We start from the raw sequence: 21,684 nt of genomic DNA on the forward strand, positions 1-21,684 counted from the left end.
ATAGTTATACCAAATAATATTTATTCTTATCAAAGTGTAAATTAACTGTTTGAGCTGTTTTATTGCTTGTGTCATTCTTAGACCAAAGCTCGAGCACACATGAATTTGTGACAAAAAGGAAATTATTGTGATTGATACTATTATGTTAGATGCGCAAGAGCGCATGGGTAAATGCGTTGATGCGACTAAAAACCAAATGGCTAAGGTTCGTACCGGCCGTGCACACCCAAGTTTATTAGATTCTATTCAAGTTTCTTATTACGGTTCTATGGCGCCTCTTAACCAGGTCGGTAACGTCGGTGTTGAAGACTCGCGTACATTATCTGTCACTGTGTTTGACCGTACTATGGTTCAAGCAGTAGAAAAAGCCATCATGAGCTCTGATTTAGGCTTAAACCCTATGACAGCCGGTGCAACGTTACGTATTCCGTTACCCGCATTGACTGAAGAACGCCGTAAAGACTTTATCAAAGTGGTTAAAAACGAAGCTGAAAATGGGCGTATTGCTATCCGTAACGTACGTCGTGATGTCATCAGTGAAGTTAAAAAACTTGAAAAAGCCAAAGAGTGTACTGAAGATGATGTGCGTCGTAGCGAAGACGAAGTGCAAAAACACACAGATTCTTACATCAAAAATATCGACACCATTTTAGCGGTCAAAGAAAAAGAGTTGATGGAAGTATAATCTCTCGACATAGACGCTAGAGTTAACACGCCGTGTAAGGGTATACTACACGGCGTTTGTTTTTATAAAGGATTGCCGTAGATGTCATCTACAGTTGAGTTTGAATCAGATCCAAATGCAGATCCGGAGTTAGTCGCTTCGCAATTGCTGCCGGGACAATTATCTGATGTTGTAAAACAATCTCTACCTAAGCATGTTGCGATTATTATGGATGGTAATGGCCGCTGGGCCCAACTGCAGGGAAAAGCCCGAGTGTTTGGCCATAAAGCCGGTGTTAAAGCGGTACGTCGTGCAGTGAGCACTGCCAGCCAGCTAGGGATTAAATCATTAACGCTGTTTGCTTTTTCGAGTGAAAACTGGCGTCGTCCAGACAAAGAAGTCAGCTTATTAATGGAGCTGTTTTTTACGGTGTTGCAGCGCGAATTGAAATTACTTGATAAGAACCAAGTTAAGCTCAATATTATTGGCGACACCAGCCGATTTTCACCGCGTTTGCAAAAGCAAATTGCCGCCGCACAAGAAAAAACGGCAACTAATACAGGCTTAATATTGAATGTGGCCGCTAACTACGGTGGACGCTGGGATATTTTACAAGCGGCACAAAAATTAGCCGAAAAAGTCGCAACTGGTGAAATCAGCAGCAGTCAGATGACTGAAGATGCACTAAATGAACATTTATGCATGCAAAATCAGAGCGAAGTTGATTTAATGATCCGCACAGGCGGTGATTACCGCATTAGTAACTTTGTTTTGTGGCAGGCCGCCTATGCCGAATTGGTGTTTACTGACACCCTGTGGCCTGACTTTGATGAACAAGCATTTCGCGATGCACTTGTCATTTTTGCTAGTCGGCAGCGCCGTTTTGGTTTGACTGGGAGTCAAATCGAAGAAATACGCGCAATATAAAATTTAAGAGGATTAGTTTTTGCTAAAACAACGAATAATAACAGCATTGTGGTTAATCCCAATTGTACTCGGGGCGATATTTTTACTACCAGCAAATTACTTTGCATGGGTTTTAGTACCAGTGTTTTTAATTGCAGCAAAAGAATGGGGCAGTTTTATTGACCCTCAATGCAATGCGACTCAATGGTCTTTTACGGCCACGTTAGGTTTCTTGCTTATAGCGCTTAATTTAACCGTACCAGTTGATGTGTTGTGGTTTAAAGGCCAATTACACCCAATGTACCTGGCAATCATAACTATTGGTGTGTTTTGGTGGTTGGTCAGTTCGGTATTGGTGTTTAGTTTTCCTAAAAGTGCCAAATTTTGGAAAACCAGCCCAATGTTAAAGTCTATGTTTGGACAGCTAACACTGGTGCCATGTTTTGCCTCATTAATTGCACTTAAATCGTTAAGTAGCAATGTCGATCCATACTATGGCGGCGCACTGGTATTTTTAGTGATGCTAGTGGTATGGGCTACCGATACCGGTGCATATTTTGCGGGCCGCACGCTAGGTAAACACAAGTTGATGCCAAGCGTTAGTCCAGCTAAAACCTTAGAAGGCCTCGCAGGCGGGTTGATTACTACCATGGTTGTGGTTGCTGGCGTAATGTATGTTGCACCTGAGCAAGAGCTTGGGTTACTGGTTGCTGTGACGTTAGTAACTGCATTGGCCTCAGCATTTGGTGACTTATCTGAAAGCATGTTTAAGCGTGCTGCCAACATTAAAGATTCAGGTACCATTTTACCTGGCCACGGTGGTATTTTAGACCGCATCGACAGCTTAACGGCGGCTTTTCCCGTGTTTACCTTTATCTATATTGCAATGTGGATGTAATGCCAATGCAAAATATGGTGATATTAGGAGCAACAGGCTCCATAGGGGAAAGTACGCTCAGTGTGATAGCGAACAACCCGACTGAATTTAATGTTTACGCTCTAGTAGCCAATGCCAGTGTCGATAAGATGCTGTCACTATGTTTACAACATCAGCCGCAATACGCACATATGGTTAATGAGCACGCTGCTATGCAGCTTAAAGCCCAGCTCCCAGCCGGTTGTGTTACCGAGGTAACGACAGGCGCACAGGCGCTTAATGCACTCGTTACCGATAGTCGCACCGATACGGTCATGGCCGCCATTGTTGGGGCTGCAGGATTGGTGCCTACGTTTGATGCCGTAAAGGCGGGTAAGCGTGTGCTGTTGGCCAATAAAGAAGCGCTCGTGATGTCTGGCGAATTGTTTATGAACACAGCTAAAACCTCAGGAGCTACCGTGCTACCTGTCGATAGCGAGCATAATGCGATTTTTCAATGTTTACCCGTGCAAGTTCAGGGGCAACTTGGCTATTGCGACCTTGGCCAACATGGCATTTCACATATCTTATTAACCGGTTCAGGCGGCCCGTTTTTACAAACCGATCTAAGCACCTTAAGTGCCATGACACCGGCTCAAGCCTGTAATCATCCAAATTGGTCTATGGGCCCTAAAATCTCAGTAGATTCTGCCACTATGATGAATAAAGGCTTAGAGTTTATTGAGGCTCGTTGGCTGTTTAACACTCAAAAAGAACAGCTAAAAGTGGTGATTCATCCACAGAGTGTGATTCATTCCATGGTGCAGTATCGAGATGGTTCGGTTATCGCACAAATGGGAAATCCAGATATGCGTACTCCAATTGCTCATTGTATGAGCTATCCGCAAAGAATTCACGCAGGTGTTGAACCTTTAGACTTTTTCAAAGTCGGACAATTAAGCTTTTGTGAGCCTGACTTTAGCCGCTTTCCATGTTTACAGTTAGCGATGCAAGCTTGTGAACAAGGCCAAGAAGCCACGACAGTACTGAACGCAGCCAATGAAATTGCTGTTGATGCATTTTTAAAAGGTCAGATACGCTTTACTGACATAGCGGATGTTAATTATCGCTGTTTAGATTCGGTACAACAAACTCGACTAGCCAGCATTGAAGATATTTTACAGCTCGATGAGCAGGCGCGTGTAACCGCGAAGTCAGTAATTAAAACACTTAATTAATTCAGGGAAATAATGATAGATTTTTTGTGGAGCCTTGGTTCATTTATCGTTGCATTGGGTATTTTAATTACTGCTCATGAATACGGCCATTTTTGGGTCGCTCGCCGTTGTGGCGTCAAAGTGGAACGTTTCTCTATTGGGTTTGGTAAAGCCATTTGGCGCAAAGTCGGCCAAGACGGTACCGAATATGTCGTTGCGATGATCCCTCTCGGTGGTTACGTTAAAATGCTCGATGAGCGGGTTGAAGATGTACCAGCTGAATTAGTTGACCAGGCTTTTAACCGTAAAACGGTATGGCAACGTATTGCTATTGTATCTGCCGGACCCATTGCCAACTTTATTTTTGCCATTATTGCTTTGTACATTATGTACATGATTGGGACTCCGTCGCTTAAACCGGTTATCGATAGCACCACATTAGACAGTCCAGCAGGCATCATCAATGTGGTCGAGCCACAACAGATTATTGCTGTGTCAGGTCAAAATGTTCGCACTTGGGAAGAAGTTAACCTGGCTTTAGTCGGACACATTGGAGACAGCAGTCTTGATTTAACCATCGCCCCGCTAGCAACCTTGTCGGGCATGGATATGCCGACAAAGACAGTCACGTTAGATACCAGTAATTGGGTATTCGACCCAGAAAAAACCTCTCCTATCACCTCGTTAGGTTTACATATTTTCCGCCCAGGCATCGACCCCACCATTGCTGTTGTTAGTGCTGACAGCGCAGCAGAGCTAGCGGGTTTACAGGTGGGAGACACCTTAACCAGTATTAATGGTAACCCTTACAGTGATTGGAATGCTTTTGTTGATGTGGTACAAACATCAGCAAATAAAACAATCAACATGACATTGATACGTGATGGCCAAGTTATCAATGTCGATGTGACACCTAAAGCACAACAAAACGCAGATGGGAAAACCATTGGTATTGTTGGCATAAGCCCAACTCAAGCACCTTGGCCTGATAATATGCGCTTTGAACTTGAGTATGGCATAGTAGATTCGCTCATCGCGGCAGCAGACAAAACGTGGCAACTCGTTGTCGTCAGCTTCAAGATGATTGGAAAATTATTTACCGGCGATGTGTCGGTGAAAAACTTAAGTGGTCCTATCTCGATTGCACAAGGCGCAGGTGCCAGTGCAAGCTATGGGTTAGTGTACTTTCTTGGGTTTATCGCGCTCATCAGCGTTAACTTAGGCATCATTAATTTAATGCCTTTGCCAGTGCTCGATGGTGGACACTTGCTGTATTACTTTGTAGAAGTGATTACTGGTAAGCCTGTACCGGAAAAAGTACAGGAAATAGGTTTCAGGTTTGGCGCAGCTTTGCTGCTAATGTTGATGGGCGTAGCCTTATTCAACGATTTTGCCCGACTCTGAGCAAGGACAGACAAATAATTAGAAGTGCTCTATGAGATTGAATAAAATTTTTGCCTCGATGTTATTCGTCGGCGCGTCTTTTTCAGGGAATGGTTGGGCAGAGTCTTTCCAACCTTTTGAAGTGACCGACATTCAAGTAGAAGGTTTGCAACGAGTTGCTCTCGGTGCAGCGCTATTAAGTTTGCCTGTGAAAGTGGGTGACACGATAGATGAAGTTAAATTACAGCAAGCCATTAAGAGCCTGTATGGTTCGACCAACTTTGAAAACATCAGTATTAGTCATGAAAATGGCATTCTGTATGTGAGTGTCAAAGAACGTCCAACCATCAGCATTATCTCGTTTGAAGGCAACAAAGACATCAAAGACGAACAGCTACAAGAAAGTCTTGATGGTTCTGGTGTTAAATCGGGTGAGTCGTTAGATAGAACGATGTTGTCAGGCATTGAAAAAGGCCTGCAAGATTTCTATTACGGCGTGGGTAAGTATGGCGCTAAAGTTGAAGCGCAAATCATAAATTTACCGCGTAACCGTGTTGAACTTAAATTTAAGTTTACTGAAGGTCTAGCGGCAGAAATTCGTCAAATTAACGTAGTAGGTAACACCGTATTTTCTGACTCAGAGCTGATTAGCATGCTTGAGCTTAAAGACTTTGTTGCCTGGTGGGATTTATTCGGCGAGCGTCGCTATCAAAAGCAAAAACTACAAGCCGACTTAGAAACCATTAAGACGTATTATCACAACCAAGGCTATATTCGTTTTGAAGTGACATCTACTCAGGTTGCGATGACCCCAGACCGTAAAGGTTTGTACATCACAATTAACGTTAATGAAGGCGAAAAATACAAGGTTAAGGACGTTAACTTAGTGGGCGACCTTATGGGCCGTGAAGAGTTAATGAAATCGATTTTGCCAATTAAACCCGGCAATATGTACAACGGTGCAGATGTGACATTCACCGAAGAAATGTACAGTAAATACCTTGGCCGTTTTGGTTACGCTTACCCAGAAGTCAAAACCTATCCAGAAATTGATGATGAAAACAAAGAAGTTGTTCTCAACATCAATGTTAAGCCTGGAAAACGTGTTTATGTTCGCTCTATCAACTTTACCGGTAATACCGTAACCAAAGATGAAGTGATGCGTCGTGAATTGCGTCAAATGGAAGGGGCTTGGTTAAACTCAGCGCAAATCGAACAATCTAAAACTCGTCTTAACCGTTTAGGTTACTTTGAAACGGTTGAAACTGAAACCATTCAAGTGCCTGGCAGTGACGATCTTGTTGATGTAGCGGTGACTGTAAAAGAGCAACCATCAGGTTCGTTCAATGCGGGTGTGGGATACGGTACAGAATCAGGCGTTAGCTTACAGTTTGGTGTTGAACAAAATAACTTCCTTGGTACCGGTAACCAAGCCGGTGTGAGCATTAACACCAACAAATATTCAAAAAGTGCGACCTTGTCTTATACCGACCCCTATTTTACTAAAGACGGTGTCAGTTTAGGCGGAAGCATTTATTGGAATGAGTTTGATGCAAATGAAGCTAACCTTGAGCGTTATAAGAATAAATCTTATGGTGTTGCACTTAACTCAGGCTTCCCAGTAAACGAATCTAACCGTTTAAATGGTGGTATTGGTTATCGTCATAACACGATTTCTGAAATCTCATCATATGAACAAGCAAAACGTTTTTATAATGTTTACCGTGAAACTGATGATGTAGATGCTGATTTAAGTTTTGATAACTTCGAATTGACCGCTGGTTGGTACCGCAGTACGCTTAACCGCGGTACGTTCCCTACAGACGGTTCATCTCAACGCTTAAGCGGTAAAATGACGGTACCAGGGTCGGATTTACAATATTTTAAAACCGACTTTGAAACGAATTTCTATTTCCCGTTAACCCGTCAACACGGATTTGTGTTCTTGGCGCGTGCGCGTTTAGGTTACGCTAACGGCTATGGTAGTTTTAAAGACAACGATCAAATTTTACCGTTCTGGGAAAACTACTACTCAGGTGGCTCAAGTTCACTACGTGGCTTTAAGTCTAACTCAGTCGGCCCGCGTTCATTTTATCTCTACCGTGGTAGTGAGCCTTGTTCGCCAGATCCATCAGCCGATGGTTGTAGCTTGCCTGGTGACCCAGACTCTCTTTATGTGAGTGAAGGTAACTCTATTGGTGGTAACGCAATCGCAACCGCCAGTTTTGAGATGATTGTGCCAACGCCATTCTTAGATGAGGCTTATACCAACTCAGTACGTACCAGCTTCTTCGTTGATGCCGGTAACGTGTGGGATACTGAATTTGATTACGATGGCTATCGTTATTTACCTGCTGATCAATTCAATCAGCTAAGTGATTATAGCGACCCTGAGCGTATTCGGGCATCATGGGGTATGAGCGTACAGTGGTTGTCGCCTATGGGGCCAATGGTATTCAGTTTAGCCTGGCCAATCAAAGAATATGAAGACGATGAAACAGAGATTTTCTCGTTCAATATTGGCAAAACGTTCTAAAACAAATACACTCGGCAAGTTTTGCTGATAACAACAAGTTTAAAAGGAGTCTACTTTGAAAAAGATGGTAAATCGCGCACTAGTAACATTGGCATTTCTTGCTACACCTATGCTAGCTCACGCTGAAAAAATCGCAGTGGTTGACATGGGTGAAGTATTTGAGCAGTTGCCACAGCGCGAGCAAATTGCAAAGTCATTAAAAACTGAATTTGGTGATCGTGTCGCTGAAGTTCAAAAAATGCAGGAAGAAATGCGCACGTTAGTTGAAAAACAACAACGTGACGGTGCATTAATGAGCGACACACAAAAAACTGATTTAGTACGTAAAATGGAATCATTAAAGTCTGATTTCCAATTAAAAGGCAAAGCACTGGATGAAGACATGCGTCGTCGTCAAGGTGAAGAGCAAAACAAACTATTAGTTCAAGTTCAACAAGCGATAAATACCATTGCTGGTAAAGAAGATTACGACCTAGTGTTACAACGTGGTGCAGTTATTTTTGTTAAGCCAGAAGCTGACATCAGCAGCAAAGTGGTTGAAGCCTTAAGCAAAGGCAAATAAGTAATATGCAAAAAGTGACTTTAAAAGAGCTTGGCCAGCAATTAAACGCAACGGTTAAAGGTGATGCGACAGTGGAAATCACCAGTGTTGCTACTCTTGAAGATGCGGTCCAAGGTCAACTCTCTTTTTTAGCCAATAGTAAGTACCGTGCTCAGCTTGAGGCAACTCAAGCTAGCGCGGTATTGCTAAGCGAAAAAGAAGCTGAATTTTATCTAGGCAATGCATTAATTGTTGCAGACCCTTATGTGAGTTTTGCCCGAGTGGCACAACTGCTCGATATCACACCTAAACAAGCGTTGGGTATTCATCCGTCTGCGAGTATAGATCCTTCAGCCATTATTGGAGAGGGTGTTGCTATTGGTGCAAATGCGGTGATTGAAGCAGGTGTTATTTTAGGCGAAAATGTTCAAGTCGGTCCCGGTTGTGTTATTGGCCAAGACAGCATTATTGGTTCAGATTCTCGTCTATGGGCTAACGTCACTGTGTATCATGATGTGCATATCGGACAACATTGTCTCGTGCAATCAGGTACTGTGATTGGTTCTGACGGTTTTGGTTACGCTAATGAGCGTGGCACCTGGGTTAAAATCCCTCAAACTGGTGGTGTCCGTATCGGTAACCGGGTTGAAATTGGTGCATGTACTAGTATCGACAGAGGTGCGTTATCTCATACTGAAATTCATGATGGTGTGATTATCGATAACCAAATTCAAATTGCCCATAACGTCATTGTCGGTCAAAATACTGCTATTGCAGGTAGCACGACAATTGCAGGTAGTACCGAAATTGGGAAATACTGTATTATTGGTGGTAATACGGCTATTGCTGGCCATCTAAGCATTGCAGATGGTGTGCATGTTTCTGGCGGTACTAACGTAACCAGTATCATCCGTGACAAAGGCGTGTATTCATCTGCGACGGTTGCAATGGAAAACAAGCTATGGCGTCGAAACACTGTGCGTTTCCGTCAATTAGATGAATTATTTAATCGAGTTAAACAGCTCGAGAAAAGTACCAAAGGCGAAGAATAAGCCAATTCTGCCTTGATTAAGGAATGTAGTGTGTCAAACCAATTAAACACCATGGATATTAAAGAGATCCTTAAATATCTACCTCATAGATATCCATTTTTGTTAATCGATCGTGTTCTTGATTTCACCAAAGGTGAGCAACTACATGCGATTAAAAACGTCACTATTAATGAGCCATTTTTTCAGGGCCATTTCCCAATTCAGCCGGTAATGCCGGGTGTATTGATTTTAGAAGCAATGGCTCAAGCAACAGGCTTACTCGCGTTTAAAACCATGAGCACAGAGCCATCTCCAGACGTATTGTACTATTTTGCTGGTATCGATAAGGCGCGTTTTAAACGTGTCGTTGAGCCAGGCGATCAAATACATTTCCACGTCAAAATGATCAAAGAGCGCCGTGGCATAGGTGTATTTATTGGTGAAGCATTAGTTGATGGGGAACTGGTTTGTTCTGCAGAAATTATGTGCGCACGTAGAGAGATTAAAAAGTGATAGATAAATTAGCATTTGTTCACCCAACTGCCAAAATCGGGCAAAATGTGACGATAGGCCCTTGGACCTACATTGGCGAAAATGTTGAAATTGGCGACGACACATGGATAAGTTCTCATGTGGTCGTTAAAGGCCCAACCGTGATTGGTAAAGGCAACCGTATATTTCAATTTGCATCCGTTGGTGAAGAGTGCCAAGACAAAAAGTATGCTGGCGAACAAACACGCTTAATTATCGGTGATAACAATATCATTCGCGAATCTGTCACCATTCATCGTGGTACAACACAAGACAATCACGAAACCCGTATTGGTTCAAACTGCTTATTTATGGCTTATGTGCATATCGCTCACGACTGTGTTGTGGGTAATAATGTGATCATGGCTAACAATGCTTCAATTGCTGGCCATGTACATGTCGGCGATTGGGTTATTCTTGGCGGTATGACAGGTGTGCATCAATTTGTTCGCATTGGTAATCATGCTTTCACTGCGGGTGCCTCTCTTATATTACAAGATGTGCCGCCATTTGTGATGGCTGCGGGTTCTCCTGCCGCACCACGTGGATTAAACCTTGAAGGCTTAAAACGTCGCGGCTTTACTAAAGAAAGCCAGCGTGCGATTTTAAATGCGTATAAAGCAGTGTTCCGTAAAAGCTTAACCATTGAAGAAGCCAACGCTGAAGTCAGTGAGATGGCTGAAAAAGATGAAAATGTAAAAGCCTTTATGGAATTTATTAATCATCCTGGTCGCGGTATTATTCGATAGAAGACACGATGACTCAACGATCTCAAAAAATATTTGCCATTGTCGCCGGAGAAATCTCCGGCGATATTTTAGGTGCAGGCTTAGTTAAATCACTTAAAAAACGCCATCCTGATGCCCGTTTCATTGGTATTGGTGGTCCGCGTATGCAAGCGCTCGGTTTTGAAAGCCTATTTTCAATGGAAGAGTTAGCCGTAATGGGCCTGGTCGAAGTGCTGTCACGCTTGCCACGTTTACTCAAGATCCGTTCAAGTCTGATCAAACAGATTACCGAACTCGCACCTGATTGCTTTATTGGCATCGATGCCCCCGATTTTAATATTGGTGTTGAGCTTAAATTAAAAGCCAAAGGCATTAAAACCGTGCATTACGTTAGCCCTTCTGTATGGGCGTGGCGTCCAAAACGCATTTTTAAAATAGCCAAAGCCACCAATATGGTGCTGTCTTTATTGCCGTTCGAAAAAGCCTTTTACGATAAACACCAGGTTCCTTGCACATTTGTTGGCCATACATTGGCTGATGATATTCCAATGTACAGTGATAAATTAGCCGCTCGTGCAGAGTTAGGTCTTGAGCCAACGGCTGAATACCTCGCTGTGTTGCCTGGTTCTCGCGGGGGTGAATTAGCCCAGCTTGCCGAGCCTTTTATTAAAGCAGCAGTATTGGTTAAACAGGCCTATCCAGACATTAAGTTAGTGACGCCTCTGGTTAATGAGGCGCGCAAACAACAATTTACTGAAGCGTTAAAGCAATATGCTCCTGATTTAGAAATTCATCTTATTGATGGTCATTCTCGTGAAGTGATGGCGGCCGCAGACTGTATTTTATTAGCGTCTGGCACTGCCACTTTAGAGGCGATGCTGGTTAAGCGTCCTATGGTGGTTTCTTACCGTGTTAGCCCGATAACTTATGCTATCGCCATTCGAATGATGAGCATCAGCAATTATTCATTACCTAATTTACTGGCAAATGAAACTATTGTGCCTGAATTGATGCAAGCAAATTGCCAACCACAATTAATTGCAGACGCGATAATTGATCAGCTTAATAAAGATTTTGCGCCGCTTAATGCCCGATTTGAGCAATTGCACCAGCTACTTAAATGCAATGCCAGCGAGCGTGCAGCAGATGCTGTAGATGCTTTATTGGTAACAGGACAATCCTAATGATAACGCTTGATACTATGCCGGTAGTGATAAAAAACATCACACCTGAACAAGTCAATTTGATATCACAAGGTGTGGTTGCTGGCGTTGATGAAGTTGGCCGTGGCCCATTAGTGGGCGACGTGGTGACAGCGGCAGTGATTTTAGATCCCAATAAGCCTATTGCTGGCTTAAACGACTCTAAAAAGCTCAGTGAAAAACGCCGTAATGCTTTATATCAAGATATTATCGACAACGCGCTGAGTGTCAGTGTTGGCCGAGCTAGCCCGGCAGAAATTGATGAGCTTAATATTTTGCATGCCACCATGTTAGCCATGCAACGTGCAGTTGCCGGATTAAGTATTCAACCGCACCGCGTGCTCGTCGACGGTAATCGTGTACCTGACTTTGGTATTGCTAGCCATGCCGTGATTAAAGGTGACGGCTTAGTGGCAGCCATTAGTGCGGCCTCTATTATTGCTAAAGTGACCCGCGACGCTGAAATGGATATGTTAGACCAACAATATCCTCAATATGGCTTTGCTAAACACAAAGGCTACCCAACTAAAGCCCATTTTGAGGCTTTAGCATTGCACGGAGTATTGCCTGAGCACCGTAAAAGCTTTAAACCGGTTGCTGAACGTATTTTACTTCAGAATAAATCTTGATATTAAAGACAATAACCGACTTAATCATTGGAGAAAGTAGCTTAGTTTGATAGTCTAAATCCCGCTTTTTCGTGTTGTTTCATTCATCTTTTTCGAAGAATAATTAATCTATGTCCGATCCTCGTTTTGTTCATTTACGCGTTCACAGTGATTTTTCGATGTCAGACGGCGTCGCAAAAGTTAAGCCCATTATTGCCGCGGCAGAAAGCCTCGACATGGCGGCGATAGCGTTAACCGATCAAAACAACTTTTGTGGCCTGGTAAAGTTTTATGGTGGTTGCCATGGCGCGGGGATAAAACCCATAGTTGGTGCCGACTTTTGGGTGCAAACGCCAGGTTTTGAAAAAGAGTTTTGCGCGTTGACCATTATTGCGATGGACAACGAAGGTTATCAAAACCTGACTCAATTAATCAGTGAAGCCTACTTACGTGGTCAAATTGATGGCCGGGTGGTGATTGATCAAGATTGGCTGGTTAAATTTAACCGTGGTTTAATTATTTTATCGGGTGCTAAAGAAGGTGATGTTGGTAAGGCGTTATTAAAAGGCAATCAAAACCAGGTTGACGCTTTGGTGAGCTTTTACCAACAACACTTTAACGACCGCTATTATTTAGAATTAATTCGCACTGGGCGCGCCGACGAAGAACGCTACCTGCACATGGCAGTTGAGCTTGCATCAAGCAGAGGTTTGCCGGTTGTTGCCACTAACCAGGTGGTATTTTTAAAGCAAGATGACTTTGAAGCTCACGAAATTCGTGTGGCAATTCATGATGGTTTTACCCTTGTGGATCCTCGTCGTCCTAAAACCTACAGCGACCAACAGTATTTACGCAGTCAAGATGAAATGTGCGAACTGTTTAGCGATATCCCTTCGGCGATACAAAATTCTGTCGAAATCGCTAAGCGTTGTAATGTCACCATACGATTACACGAGTATTTTTTACCTAACTTCCCTACCGGGGATTTATCAATTGAAGACTTTTTAGTTGATGTGTCTGAAAAAGGCTTAGAAGAGCGACTCGAGTTTTTATTTCCTGATCCACAGGTACGAGCTGAAAAGCGTGGTGAGTACGATGAACGTCTCGAAGTTGAACTCAAAGTTATTAACCAGATGGGTTTCCCGGGTTACTTCCTTATCGTAATGGAATTTATTCAGTGGGGTAAAGATAACGGTATTCCTGTCGGGCCAGGCCGTGGTTCTGGTGCGGGGTCGCTGGTGGCCTATGCACTTAAAATTACCGACCTTGATCCGTTAGAGTATGACTTACTGTTCGAACGTTTCTTAAACCCTGAACGTGTTTCGATGCCCGACTTTGACGTCGACTTTTGTATGGACCGTCGTGACGAGGTGATTGACCACGTAGCCGAGCTATATGGCCGAGAAGCGGTATCACAGATTATTACCTTTGGAACCATGGCGGCCAAAGCGGTTGTCCGCGATGTTGGCCGAGTATTAGGCCATCCATACGGTTTTGTTGAACGTTTAACAAAAATGATCCCAGCAGAACCTGGGATGACATTGGCCAAGGCCTTTGAGGTTGAGCCAGCGCTACCTGAAGCTTACGCTGCAGATGAAGACGTAAAAGAGCTAATCGACATGTGTCGCCGCCTTGAAGGGGTCACCCGTAACGCGGGTAAACATGCCGGTGGTGTGGTGATTGCCCCCACACGGATCACTGACTTTGCGCCATTATATTGCGACGCAGAAGGTTTAAACCCGGTTACCCAATTTGATAAAAACGACGTTGAAACCGCCGGTTTAGTTAAGTTCGACTTCTTGGGATTACGGACCTTAACCATTATTGACTGGGCATTGCAGATGATTAATCCGCGCCAAGTTAAAGAAGGTAAAGAGCCGGTTCGTATCGAATCCATCCCGCTTGCCGATCCTGCTTGTTTCAGGTTGTTGCAACGCTACGAAACCACTGCGGTATTTCAGCTCGAATCCCGCGGTATGAAAGACTTGATTAAACGTCTACAGCCAGATTGTTTTGAAGACATGATTGCATTGGTGGCGCTGTTTCGTCCAGGGCCGCTGCAGTCGGGCATGGTTGATAACTTTATCGAACGTAAGCACGGCCGTGAAGAAGTGTCTTACCCAGACTCTGAATATCAACACGAATCGTTAAAAGAGTTACTGTCACCTACCTACGGCATTATCTTGTATCAAGAGCAGGTTATGCAGATTGCTCAGGTACTTTCTGGTTACACCCTAGGCGGCGCGGACATGCTCCGTCGTGCAATGGGTAAGAAAAAACCGGAAGAAATGGCCAAACAGCGTGGCACCTTTAAAGAAGGCGCTATCAACAATGGCATCGACGGCGAGCTGTCGATGAAAATTTTCGACCTGGTAGAAAAGTTTGCGGGTTATGGTTTTAACAAATCGCATTCGGCCGCTTACGCCCTAGTGTCGTACCAAACATTGTGGCTTAAAACCCACTATCCGGCGCAGTTTATGGCTGCGGTAATGTCTGCCGACATGGATAACACCGATAAAATCGTTACCCTAGTTGATGAATGCGAGCGCATGGGCTTACCGCTTATTCCGCCTGATGTGAACAAAGGCTTGTTTAAGTTTACCGTCGATGACGACCTTAATATTGTTTATGGCATTGGCGCCATTAAAGGCGTGGGCGAGGGCCCTGTTGATTCGATTTTAGAAGCTCGAAAAGACGGCCCTTTTATCGATTTATTTGATTTCTGTGCTCGTGTCGACTTAAAAAAGCTCAACAAACGCGTCATCGAGAAACTTATTCTAGCAGGGGCATTAGACACCCTAGGCCCACATCGCGCCTCAATGATGGCAACATTACCCGAAGCCATTAGCGCAGCAGCTCAGCATGCCAAAGCTGAGGCGATTGGCCAACATGATATGTTTGGTTTGCTTAATAGCGAGCCAGAAGACAGCAAGCAAAACTTTGTTCAATGCACGCCATGGCCTGATAAAATTTGGTTAGAAGGCGAACGTGAAACCTTAGGGCTCTACTTAACCGGACACCCGATTAATCAGTATTTAAAAGAGCTCAAGCAATACACTAATGGCCGTTTAAAAGACATTCATCCAACCGAGCGGGGCAAAACCGTTAAAGCGGCTGGGTTAGTGGTGGCAACCCGAGTGATGATCACCAAGCGTGGTTCAAAAATGGGTCTGGTTACCCTTGACGATAAAAGTGCGCGTCTCGAAATCATGCTATTTACCGAGCCATTTGAAAAATTTGGTCACTTGCTAGAAAAAGATCGCATTCTCATTTGTGAAGGCGATGTCAGCTTTGATGATTTTTCGGGTGGTAACCGCATGAATGCCCGTAATGTGATAGAAATTGGTGAAGCGCGCAGTCACTTTGCCAAAGCGGTTGAAATTAATGTTCAAGGCAATGATGTCACCCCTGAGTGGTTAGATACATTTGAACAAACCCTAACGCCATGGCGTAATGGCGCAGTGCCAGTGGTGATTAATTATGTTAAACCAGAAGCCAGCGGTAAGATCACTTTAGGTGATGAATGGCGGGTCAACCCAAGTGATGAATTAATGCTATCACTTGAAAGTATGCTCGGTTCACATAACGTTAAAATTACGTTTAATTAGGCAGATATCATGACTCATGCCGCGCAGAAGTCAGACAATATAACAACCGCTCAGCTATTAACCTTGCTAGAAAATAGCGTGCTACCTTTGTACCAACAAGGTGTACAACTCAATGAGCATGCGCCTAAGTTAGTGCTGGCTTACAGTGGCGGTGTTGACTCTGAGGTCTTAGCGTTTGGTTTAAGTGCCTTTGCCCAAAAACATCCACACATTGCATGTTTGCTTATTCACGTGCATCACGGTTTAAGCCCTAATGCTAATGTGTGGGTTGAGCACTGTATTAGCCGTGCGAATCATTACCAACTGCCGGTACAAATAGAGCGGGTTAAGGTAGAAAAAGGCCCAAGGGAAAGCTTAGAAGCCAAAGCGCGTGATGCGCGTTATCAAGCGTTTGAGCGCTACCTTAATCCTGGCGATATCTTGCTTACCGCCCACCATCAAGATGATCAACTCGAAACCGTATTACTGGCATTAAAACGTGGTCAGGGCCCCAAAGGCCTGGGCGCGATGGCGCCCATGCAATTATATAAGCAATCCTGGTTGCTTAGACCGCTGTTAGCCATTAGCCGTCTACAAATAGAGCAATTTGCAACTCAATACCAATTAAGCCACATAGAAGATGAGAGTAATCAAGACGACAGTTACGACCGTAACTTTTTACGCCTAGAGATTATTCCTCGCTTAAAACAACGCTGGCCAAGTATTGCCACCACAGCAGCAAGAAGCGCCGCATTGTGTGCACAGCAACAACAAGTGATTGATGATGAAGTGAGTCATCGCTTACCCCAGTGGTTAACTCTACCCACCGATATCGATGGGTTAATCACTGAGTCTAGTGGGTTTAAACTGGGGCACTTGAGCCAATTAACGCCTGCATGGCAAGCATTGTTATTTCGCGGTTATTTACAACATTGTGGTGTTAATTTGCCATCACAATCGCAATTACAGCAAATATTGTTGCAATTGATCGAGGCCAAAGAGGATGCCAATGTGGCCATTCAATGGGGCGATTATCAGGTTAAACGCTTTGCCAATGCGGCTTATGTATTAACCCATCAAGCGCTTGAACCTGTCGATGCCACAAAGCTTGAAAATGATATTCGCGCAGTATTAGCAGGCGAGCTAAATCAAGCCTCGGGCAAAATAGGGCAGCTGCCATTTAGTGTGCAAATTCAGGCGCAAGAGCTTGCACAACAAGATATTCCAACATCAGTAACGCCGTTACTTGCCTTGCCTTTAGATCAAGCACAAATCACTGTGCAGTATGGTGCAACTGGTGCAATTAAATGTCAGCCACAGTTTGCCACATCGCAGCGCAGCAAACCGCGTGAGCTTAAAAAGCTTTGGCAGGAGTGTCATATTCCGCCATGGCGTCGTCAGCAAATTCCATTAATTTTTTACGGTGATGTGTTAGTTGCCGCTATCGGATTATGGATAGACAAACGTTACCTAGCAGCACCAGGCCAACCCGGGCTTAGCTTGCCGCTTTTGACAACCCGTTGAATAGCGATGAAAAAGCACTAGCACTGATTATCGCATCAGACTATATTGGTTTGCCTAGTCTTTATCGTCGCGCAGTGTTCTAGCAGGATGAAGTCCGCTCTAATGCCTAGTCATTGTTACAATAAATTTTCTTAATTATTTACAAAGGATGTTGTCTGTGAATACCTTTCGTTTAATAGCCTTATGTGGTGTTTTTTTATTACCAAGCGCAAATGCCGCGCCGTTTCAGTTTGATGAAAAAACCTACCGCCAAGATGTAGAAACACTCGCCAGTGATGAATTTGAAGGTCGTGGGCCTTTGTCTAAGGGCGAGACACTGACCGTTGAGTATTTAGAGAAAGCATACAAAGCGATAGGGCTCAAACCGGGTTTTGGCGACAGCTACCGTCAAGCAGTGCCTATGGCTAAAATAACTGCCGATCAAACCATGCAGCTAACCATTGCTGATGTGGTGCTAAATAATGGCAGCGACTTTACCGCCCGCACCGAACAAATTCAGCCACAAGTGTCATTAGACAACAGCGACGTTATTTTTGTGGGTTACGGTATCAATGCCCCAGAATATAAATGGAACGATTACGCCAATGTTGATGTGAAAGGTAAAACGCTGATTATGCTGGTCAATGATCCAGGTTTTGCCACTCAAGACCCTGATATTTTTAAAGGTAATGCCATGACCTACTATGGCCGCTGGACTTACAAGTACGAAGAAGCAGCAAGGCAGGGCGCCAAAGCGGTGTTTATTGTGCACGAAACCGCACCCGCAGCCTACGGCTGGAACGTCGTTGAAAACAGCAACACCAATACCAAATATACTTTAGTGGATAACCACAAAAATCAATCTCACATCGGTGTCATGGGCTGGGTTCAACATCACGGCGCACAAAAAATCTTTAGCGCAGCAGGCCTTGATTACGACACTCTGAAACTCACCGCCGCAAAGCCAGGTTTTAAAGCGATACCCCTTAAACTTAAAGCCAACTTAACCCTCAAAAACCAAATCGAATTGGCCACCTCTTATAACGTAGCTGGTATTTTACCTGGCAGTTCACAAGCCGATGAATGGGTTATTATGCATGCGCATTGGGATCATTTAGGCAAAACAGTGCAAGATGGCAAAACGCGCATTTATAACGGTGCTGTCGATAATGCCTCAGGTGTTGCCGGAGTATTACAGTTAGCGCGTCATTTCAAAGCACAAAACAAAGTTCCTAAACGCTCTATATTGTTTACTGCCTTTACCGCAGAAGAAACAGGCCTTATTGGTGCGCAATACTTTGCTGCCAATCCTCCTGTACCGACCAAACAACTCGTATCGTTTTTAAACATTGACGGCATGAACGTTGGCAAAGGAGTTAATTACATACTGCGTTACGGCCAGGGCGTGTCAGAGTTAGAGACCTATTTAGATGATGCCGCTAAAGCACAAGGGCGCACAGTAAAAGCAGACCCTCGTCCACAAAACGGCCTTATGTTCCGCTCAGACCACTTTGCCTTAGCCCAACAAGGAGTGCCAGGGTTAATGTTTATGAGCCTAGGTGATACAGACCCAGATTATATTGCTCATAAATATCATCAAGATGCTGACGATTATGATGCCAGCTGGAATTTAGGCGGAGTCGAGCAAGACCTCGGTTTAATCAGTGACATTATTGAAAAGCTTGCCAACAACAACGACTGGCCAAAATGGCTCGAAGAATCTGACTTTAAAAAACGTCGAGCGATGGACGGTAAGTAGTGTTAGCTAGTTGGATAAAGAGAGGAGGCGAAAGCCTTCTTTTTCATTAGATATGGCCTACGGCCACTAACGTCGTGGCGCTTCACCCACACCAGGCTTTTTCAAACTTCGTTTGAATTAAGTGCGCAAGGTTCCACTCTACATGGGCTGATACATATGGCCTGTGGCCACCAACGTCGTAGCGCTTCGTTCACACCAGACCTAGAGGAAACTAACAACGGTTCCGATGGTACACTCTGTACCGCGAAAGCTAAGCTCACCTCCATGTGAGCTTTACGCATTCTTTTATAAAGAGTCTTCAACGTCCTCAAGTTCAGAGTTGAATCACACCATTTCCAAGTCAAGAAAACTAACTCGTTTTTGCCTCAAAATAAGTTAAAGTAAATGCTCCAATGGCGACTTTGAGCAAACAAGAGATGGTTCAAGTCGTTTAATGTTATTAGCTTTATTCTACAAAGCGGACGTTCCGCTAACGCATTTTTCGCTAACTAGAAAATTTTGCTTAATGGGCTTACAACACCGTTCGCTCCCTGTTGCAAAACATGCGTATATATTTGTGTGGTTTTGACATCAGAATGGCCCAATTGTGCTTGAACGGTGCGAATATCGGCGCCACTTTGCAATAGATGCGTTGCAAATGAATGACGCAAGGTATGCGGTGTTATTATTTTTGTTAATCCCGCTTTTTGAACGGCTTTTTTTACTTCTTTTCTTATACACGAATGGTGAAAATGATGTCGTCTTATTTCACCACTTTGAGGATCTGTACTTAATATATGTGAGGGAAATAAATACTGCCACGCAAGTGATTTTGAGGCAGAAGGATATTTTTTTGTTAAAGCATAAGGCATCCATACGCCAGCATATTTCGTATTATTTAAATCAAGTTTTAGATAGTCATCAACCTGCAGAATTTGATTTCTCAGCATAGGAATTAGCTCGGTGGCCAGCGTTACAATGCGGTGTTTATTACCTTTGCCATTCCATACTTGAATACACTTGTAATCAAAATCAATATCTTTCACTCTTAATTGTACCGCTTCCATTACTCTTAAACCACTTCCGTACATAAGGCCTGCAATAAGGTAATAACGCTTATTTAAGTGAGTCATAAGCAGCTTAACTTCTTGTGGCGTCATAACTACAGGTAGTTTTGTTTGTTTTTTACTGCGGGCAAAATTTAAGTTTAACGAAAGCTCTTTTTTTATTATGTGCTTGTACAGAAATGACAAGGAATTGAGTGCCGTGGCTTGCGTTCGTGGTGCAACGTCTTGTTTTAATACTAAGTACTCTAGATAGCGTTCGACTTCATTGTCTCCCATTGAGGCGGGGTGGCGCTTATCATGAAAATGGATATAAGATGCAATCCATTTCAGGTACGTATCCACGGTACGTAATGAGTACTGACGTACCAACATATAATCAGCGATATAATTTAAAAATGGAGAGCGCGTTTTCATGTCATCACCAGTATAAGTAACTGTATAAGTATACAGTGTGGTTGTTATGCTCCCATATTCAAGAAAATGAGCGACGAGCGCACTTTTTTTTCTGAATCTCTTTAGCATCAATAAAAAAATTATAGTTGGCAATACATTACGTTATTTGTTAAAAATAGATTTATTAATACATGAGCGTGACATCGGTAGAAAGATGCGCCCTTCACGCACTATAAAATTGTTAAATGTATATGAATATTCCTAATTTCTTCGCTCTAATCACGTTAATGTTTATTGCGACAAGTGTTCAAGGGCAAAGTATGAGTGATGATAGTGATTGGAAATTAAAGCTTCGTTATGGAAAAGAAACAACTCCATATACTCACTACACCGTTTTAGCAGAAGGTGTTTGCGGTGAAATGGCAGAAGGGTTCTCTTGTCCTAAAGGTAATGCCATTATGGGGATCAAAGTGTGGGCTACTGATATAGATGAACCACCTTATATGGTGAAAAGTATTGGTAGCCAAATTGGTTTTGAAGTAACAGGCGAAATTCAAATATATGCGACTGAGCCAGAAGAGCCACCTAGAGAAAACCCGCATGGATATGACATTCAATTCACTCCATTCGATTAGAAATACATTTAACAAGGCATTTAAACGGAACAAAAACAGTGGGTTATGTTTCGCTTCGCTACACATTTTAACCCACTATTTTTGTCCGCTTAATGCGGCGTTAGTTGCAGGGAGAGTTATACAGATGATTCAAAACAAGGAAGATTTTAGCAATTGGGTCAATAGGCAGTTAGGTAAGAATATTCCAAGTGATATAATCGCGTTTCATTTTAACCTGTATGAATTCCCCTTTTGTATAGAATTGATTGGCGAGAAGCGTTTCTCTTTGAGTGATGATGATTGGGCATGTGGGGAAGAATGGGTTCCAGATAATAGACGCATTGAAGTTTCCAGTGAAATTTTTGCCTCAAGTTGGGAAAATGGCCTGATGAACATTGTAACAATGGTAAAAGAATATTTGACCTCTGATTTTGGTAATTCATATAAATTGATAGAAGCTCAGTGTGTTGCAGTTGGTTTCGTTGAGGGTGATCTTGTTTATATCTAGTCGGGCAACTAATCGGGTAGCCGGAGGTATCTAGCCTCCAGCCCCCACACCACCCTGCATGCGGCTCCGCA

Annotated in this window: 18 protein-coding genes; 17 read left to right on the forward strand and 1 reads right to left on the reverse strand. The window is 43.5% G+C overall.

From position 1 onward, the window contains the following. Positions 1 to 142: 142 nt before the first annotated feature. The 15 genes from frr (at position 143) to IEY42_RS13405 (ending at position 19,052) form a co-directional block, all read left to right on the forward strand. Positions 143 to 685, forward strand: a complete 543-nt coding sequence (gene frr / locus IEY42_RS13335; RefSeq protein WP_275974619.1) for a ribosome recycling factor — start codon at positions 143 to 145, stop codon at positions 683 to 685. A gap of 81 nt (positions 686 to 766) precedes the next feature. Next, on the forward strand, positions 767 to 1,591 hold the full coding sequence (gene uppS, locus IEY42_RS13340) for a polyprenyl diphosphate synthase (protein ID WP_188925695.1): 825 nt from the start codon (positions 767 to 769) through the stop codon (positions 1,589 to 1,591). Positions 1,592 to 1,610: 19 nt separating this feature from the next. After that, complete coding sequence (locus IEY42_RS13345) at positions 1,611 to 2,468, forward strand: phosphatidate cytidylyltransferase (RefSeq protein ID WP_188925696.1); 858 nt, start codon at positions 1,611 to 1,613, stop codon at positions 2,466 to 2,468. A 5-nt stretch (positions 2,469 to 2,473) separates the two neighbouring features. Further along, a complete protein-coding gene (gene ispC, locus IEY42_RS13350; protein ID WP_188925709.1) occupies positions 2,474 to 3,664 on the forward strand; it encodes a 1-deoxy-D-xylulose-5-phosphate reductoisomerase in 1,191 nt (396 codons plus the stop codon). A 12-nt stretch (positions 3,665 to 3,676) separates the two neighbouring features. Then, positions 3,677 to 5,047 (forward strand): sigma E protease regulator RseP, encoded by a 1,371-nt coding sequence (gene rseP, locus IEY42_RS13355; RefSeq protein ID WP_188925697.1) that lies wholly within the window; start codon positions 3,677 to 3,679, stop codon positions 5,045 to 5,047. Positions 5,048 to 5,078: 31 nt separating this feature from the next. Next, positions 5,079 to 7,562 carry an outer membrane protein assembly factor BamA gene (gene bamA / locus IEY42_RS13360; RefSeq protein ID WP_188925698.1) on the forward strand — a complete coding sequence of 828 codons (2,484 nt, stop codon included), beginning with the start codon at positions 5,079 to 5,081 and terminating at the stop codon, positions 7,560 to 7,562. A 64-nt stretch (positions 7,563 to 7,626) separates the two neighbouring features. After that, a complete protein-coding gene (locus IEY42_RS13365) occupies positions 7,627 to 8,124 on the forward strand; it encodes an OmpH/Skp family outer membrane protein (protein ID WP_188925710.1) in 498 nt (165 codons plus the stop codon). A gap of 5 nt (positions 8,125 to 8,129) precedes the next feature. Further along, on the forward strand, positions 8,130 to 9,155 hold the full coding sequence (lpxD, locus tag IEY42_RS13370; protein ID WP_188925699.1) for a UDP-3-O-(3-hydroxymyristoyl)glucosamine N-acyltransferase: 1,026 nt from the start codon (positions 8,130 to 8,132) through the stop codon (positions 9,153 to 9,155). Between the two features lie 30 nt (positions 9,156 to 9,185). Further along, on the forward strand, positions 9,186 to 9,647 hold the full coding sequence (gene fabZ / locus IEY42_RS13375) for a 3-hydroxyacyl-ACP dehydratase FabZ (RefSeq protein WP_188925700.1): 462 nt from the start codon (positions 9,186 to 9,188) through the stop codon (positions 9,645 to 9,647). Continuing rightward, positions 9,644 to 10,414: an acyl-ACP--UDP-N-acetylglucosamine O-acyltransferase gene (lpxA, locus tag IEY42_RS13380; RefSeq protein ID WP_188925701.1), complete on the forward strand. Its 771-nt coding sequence runs from the start codon at positions 9,644 to 9,646 to the stop codon at positions 10,412 to 10,414. Before fabZ ends, lpxA begins: the two co-directional genes overlap by 4 nt. Before the next feature lie 8 nt (positions 10,415 to 10,422). Further along, the gene (gene lpxB / locus IEY42_RS13385) at positions 10,423 to 11,577 is read left to right on the forward strand and encodes a lipid-A-disaccharide synthase (protein ID WP_188925702.1); all 1,155 of its coding nucleotides are present in this window, start codon (positions 10,423 to 10,425) and stop codon (positions 11,575 to 11,577) included. A 17-nt stretch (positions 11,578 to 11,594) separates the two neighbouring features. Continuing rightward, positions 11,595 to 12,224, forward strand: a complete 630-nt coding sequence (gene rnhB / locus IEY42_RS13390) for a ribonuclease HII (RefSeq protein ID WP_188925711.1) — start codon at positions 11,595 to 11,597, stop codon at positions 12,222 to 12,224. A gap of 110 nt (positions 12,225 to 12,334) precedes the next feature. Beyond that, complete coding sequence (gene dnaE / locus IEY42_RS13395) at positions 12,335 to 15,811, forward strand: DNA polymerase III subunit alpha (RefSeq protein ID WP_188925703.1); 3,477 nt, start codon at positions 12,335 to 12,337, stop codon at positions 15,809 to 15,811. Between the two features lie 9 nt (positions 15,812 to 15,820). Then, entirely contained in the window at positions 15,821 to 17,314 is a 1,494-nt protein-coding gene (gene tilS / locus IEY42_RS13400; RefSeq protein WP_188925704.1) for a tRNA lysidine(34) synthetase TilS, read from the forward strand. Between the two features lie 148 nt (positions 17,315 to 17,462). After that, entirely contained in the window at positions 17,463 to 19,052 is a 1,590-nt protein-coding gene (locus IEY42_RS13405) for a M28 family metallopeptidase (RefSeq protein WP_188925705.1), read from the forward strand. Positions 19,053 to 19,540: 488 nt separating this feature from the next. On the opposite strand, the gene IEY42_RS13410 is transcribed toward IEY42_RS13405, so the two are convergent. After that, complete coding sequence (locus tag IEY42_RS13410; protein WP_188925706.1) at positions 19,541 to 20,512, reverse strand: integron integrase; 972 nt, start codon at positions 20,510 to 20,512, stop codon at positions 19,541 to 19,543. 230 nt (positions 20,513 to 20,742) lie between these two features. On the opposite strand from IEY42_RS13410, the gene IEY42_RS13415 reads away from it, so the two are divergent. Beyond that, positions 20,743 to 21,126: a hypothetical protein gene (locus IEY42_RS13415; protein ID WP_229780052.1), complete on the forward strand. Its 384-nt coding sequence runs from the start codon at positions 20,743 to 20,745 to the stop codon at positions 21,124 to 21,126. 124 nt (positions 21,127 to 21,250) lie between these two features. Further along, complete coding sequence (locus tag IEY42_RS13420) at positions 21,251 to 21,613, forward strand: hypothetical protein (protein ID WP_188925707.1); 363 nt, start codon at positions 21,251 to 21,253, stop codon at positions 21,611 to 21,613. The last annotated feature ends 71 nt before the right edge of the window (positions 21,614 to 21,684 follow it).

It is taken from the genome of Shewanella algicola (genome assembly GCF_014648035.1).
Taxonomy (GTDB): domain Bacteria; phylum Pseudomonadota; class Gammaproteobacteria; order Enterobacterales; family Shewanellaceae; genus Shewanella; species Shewanella algicola.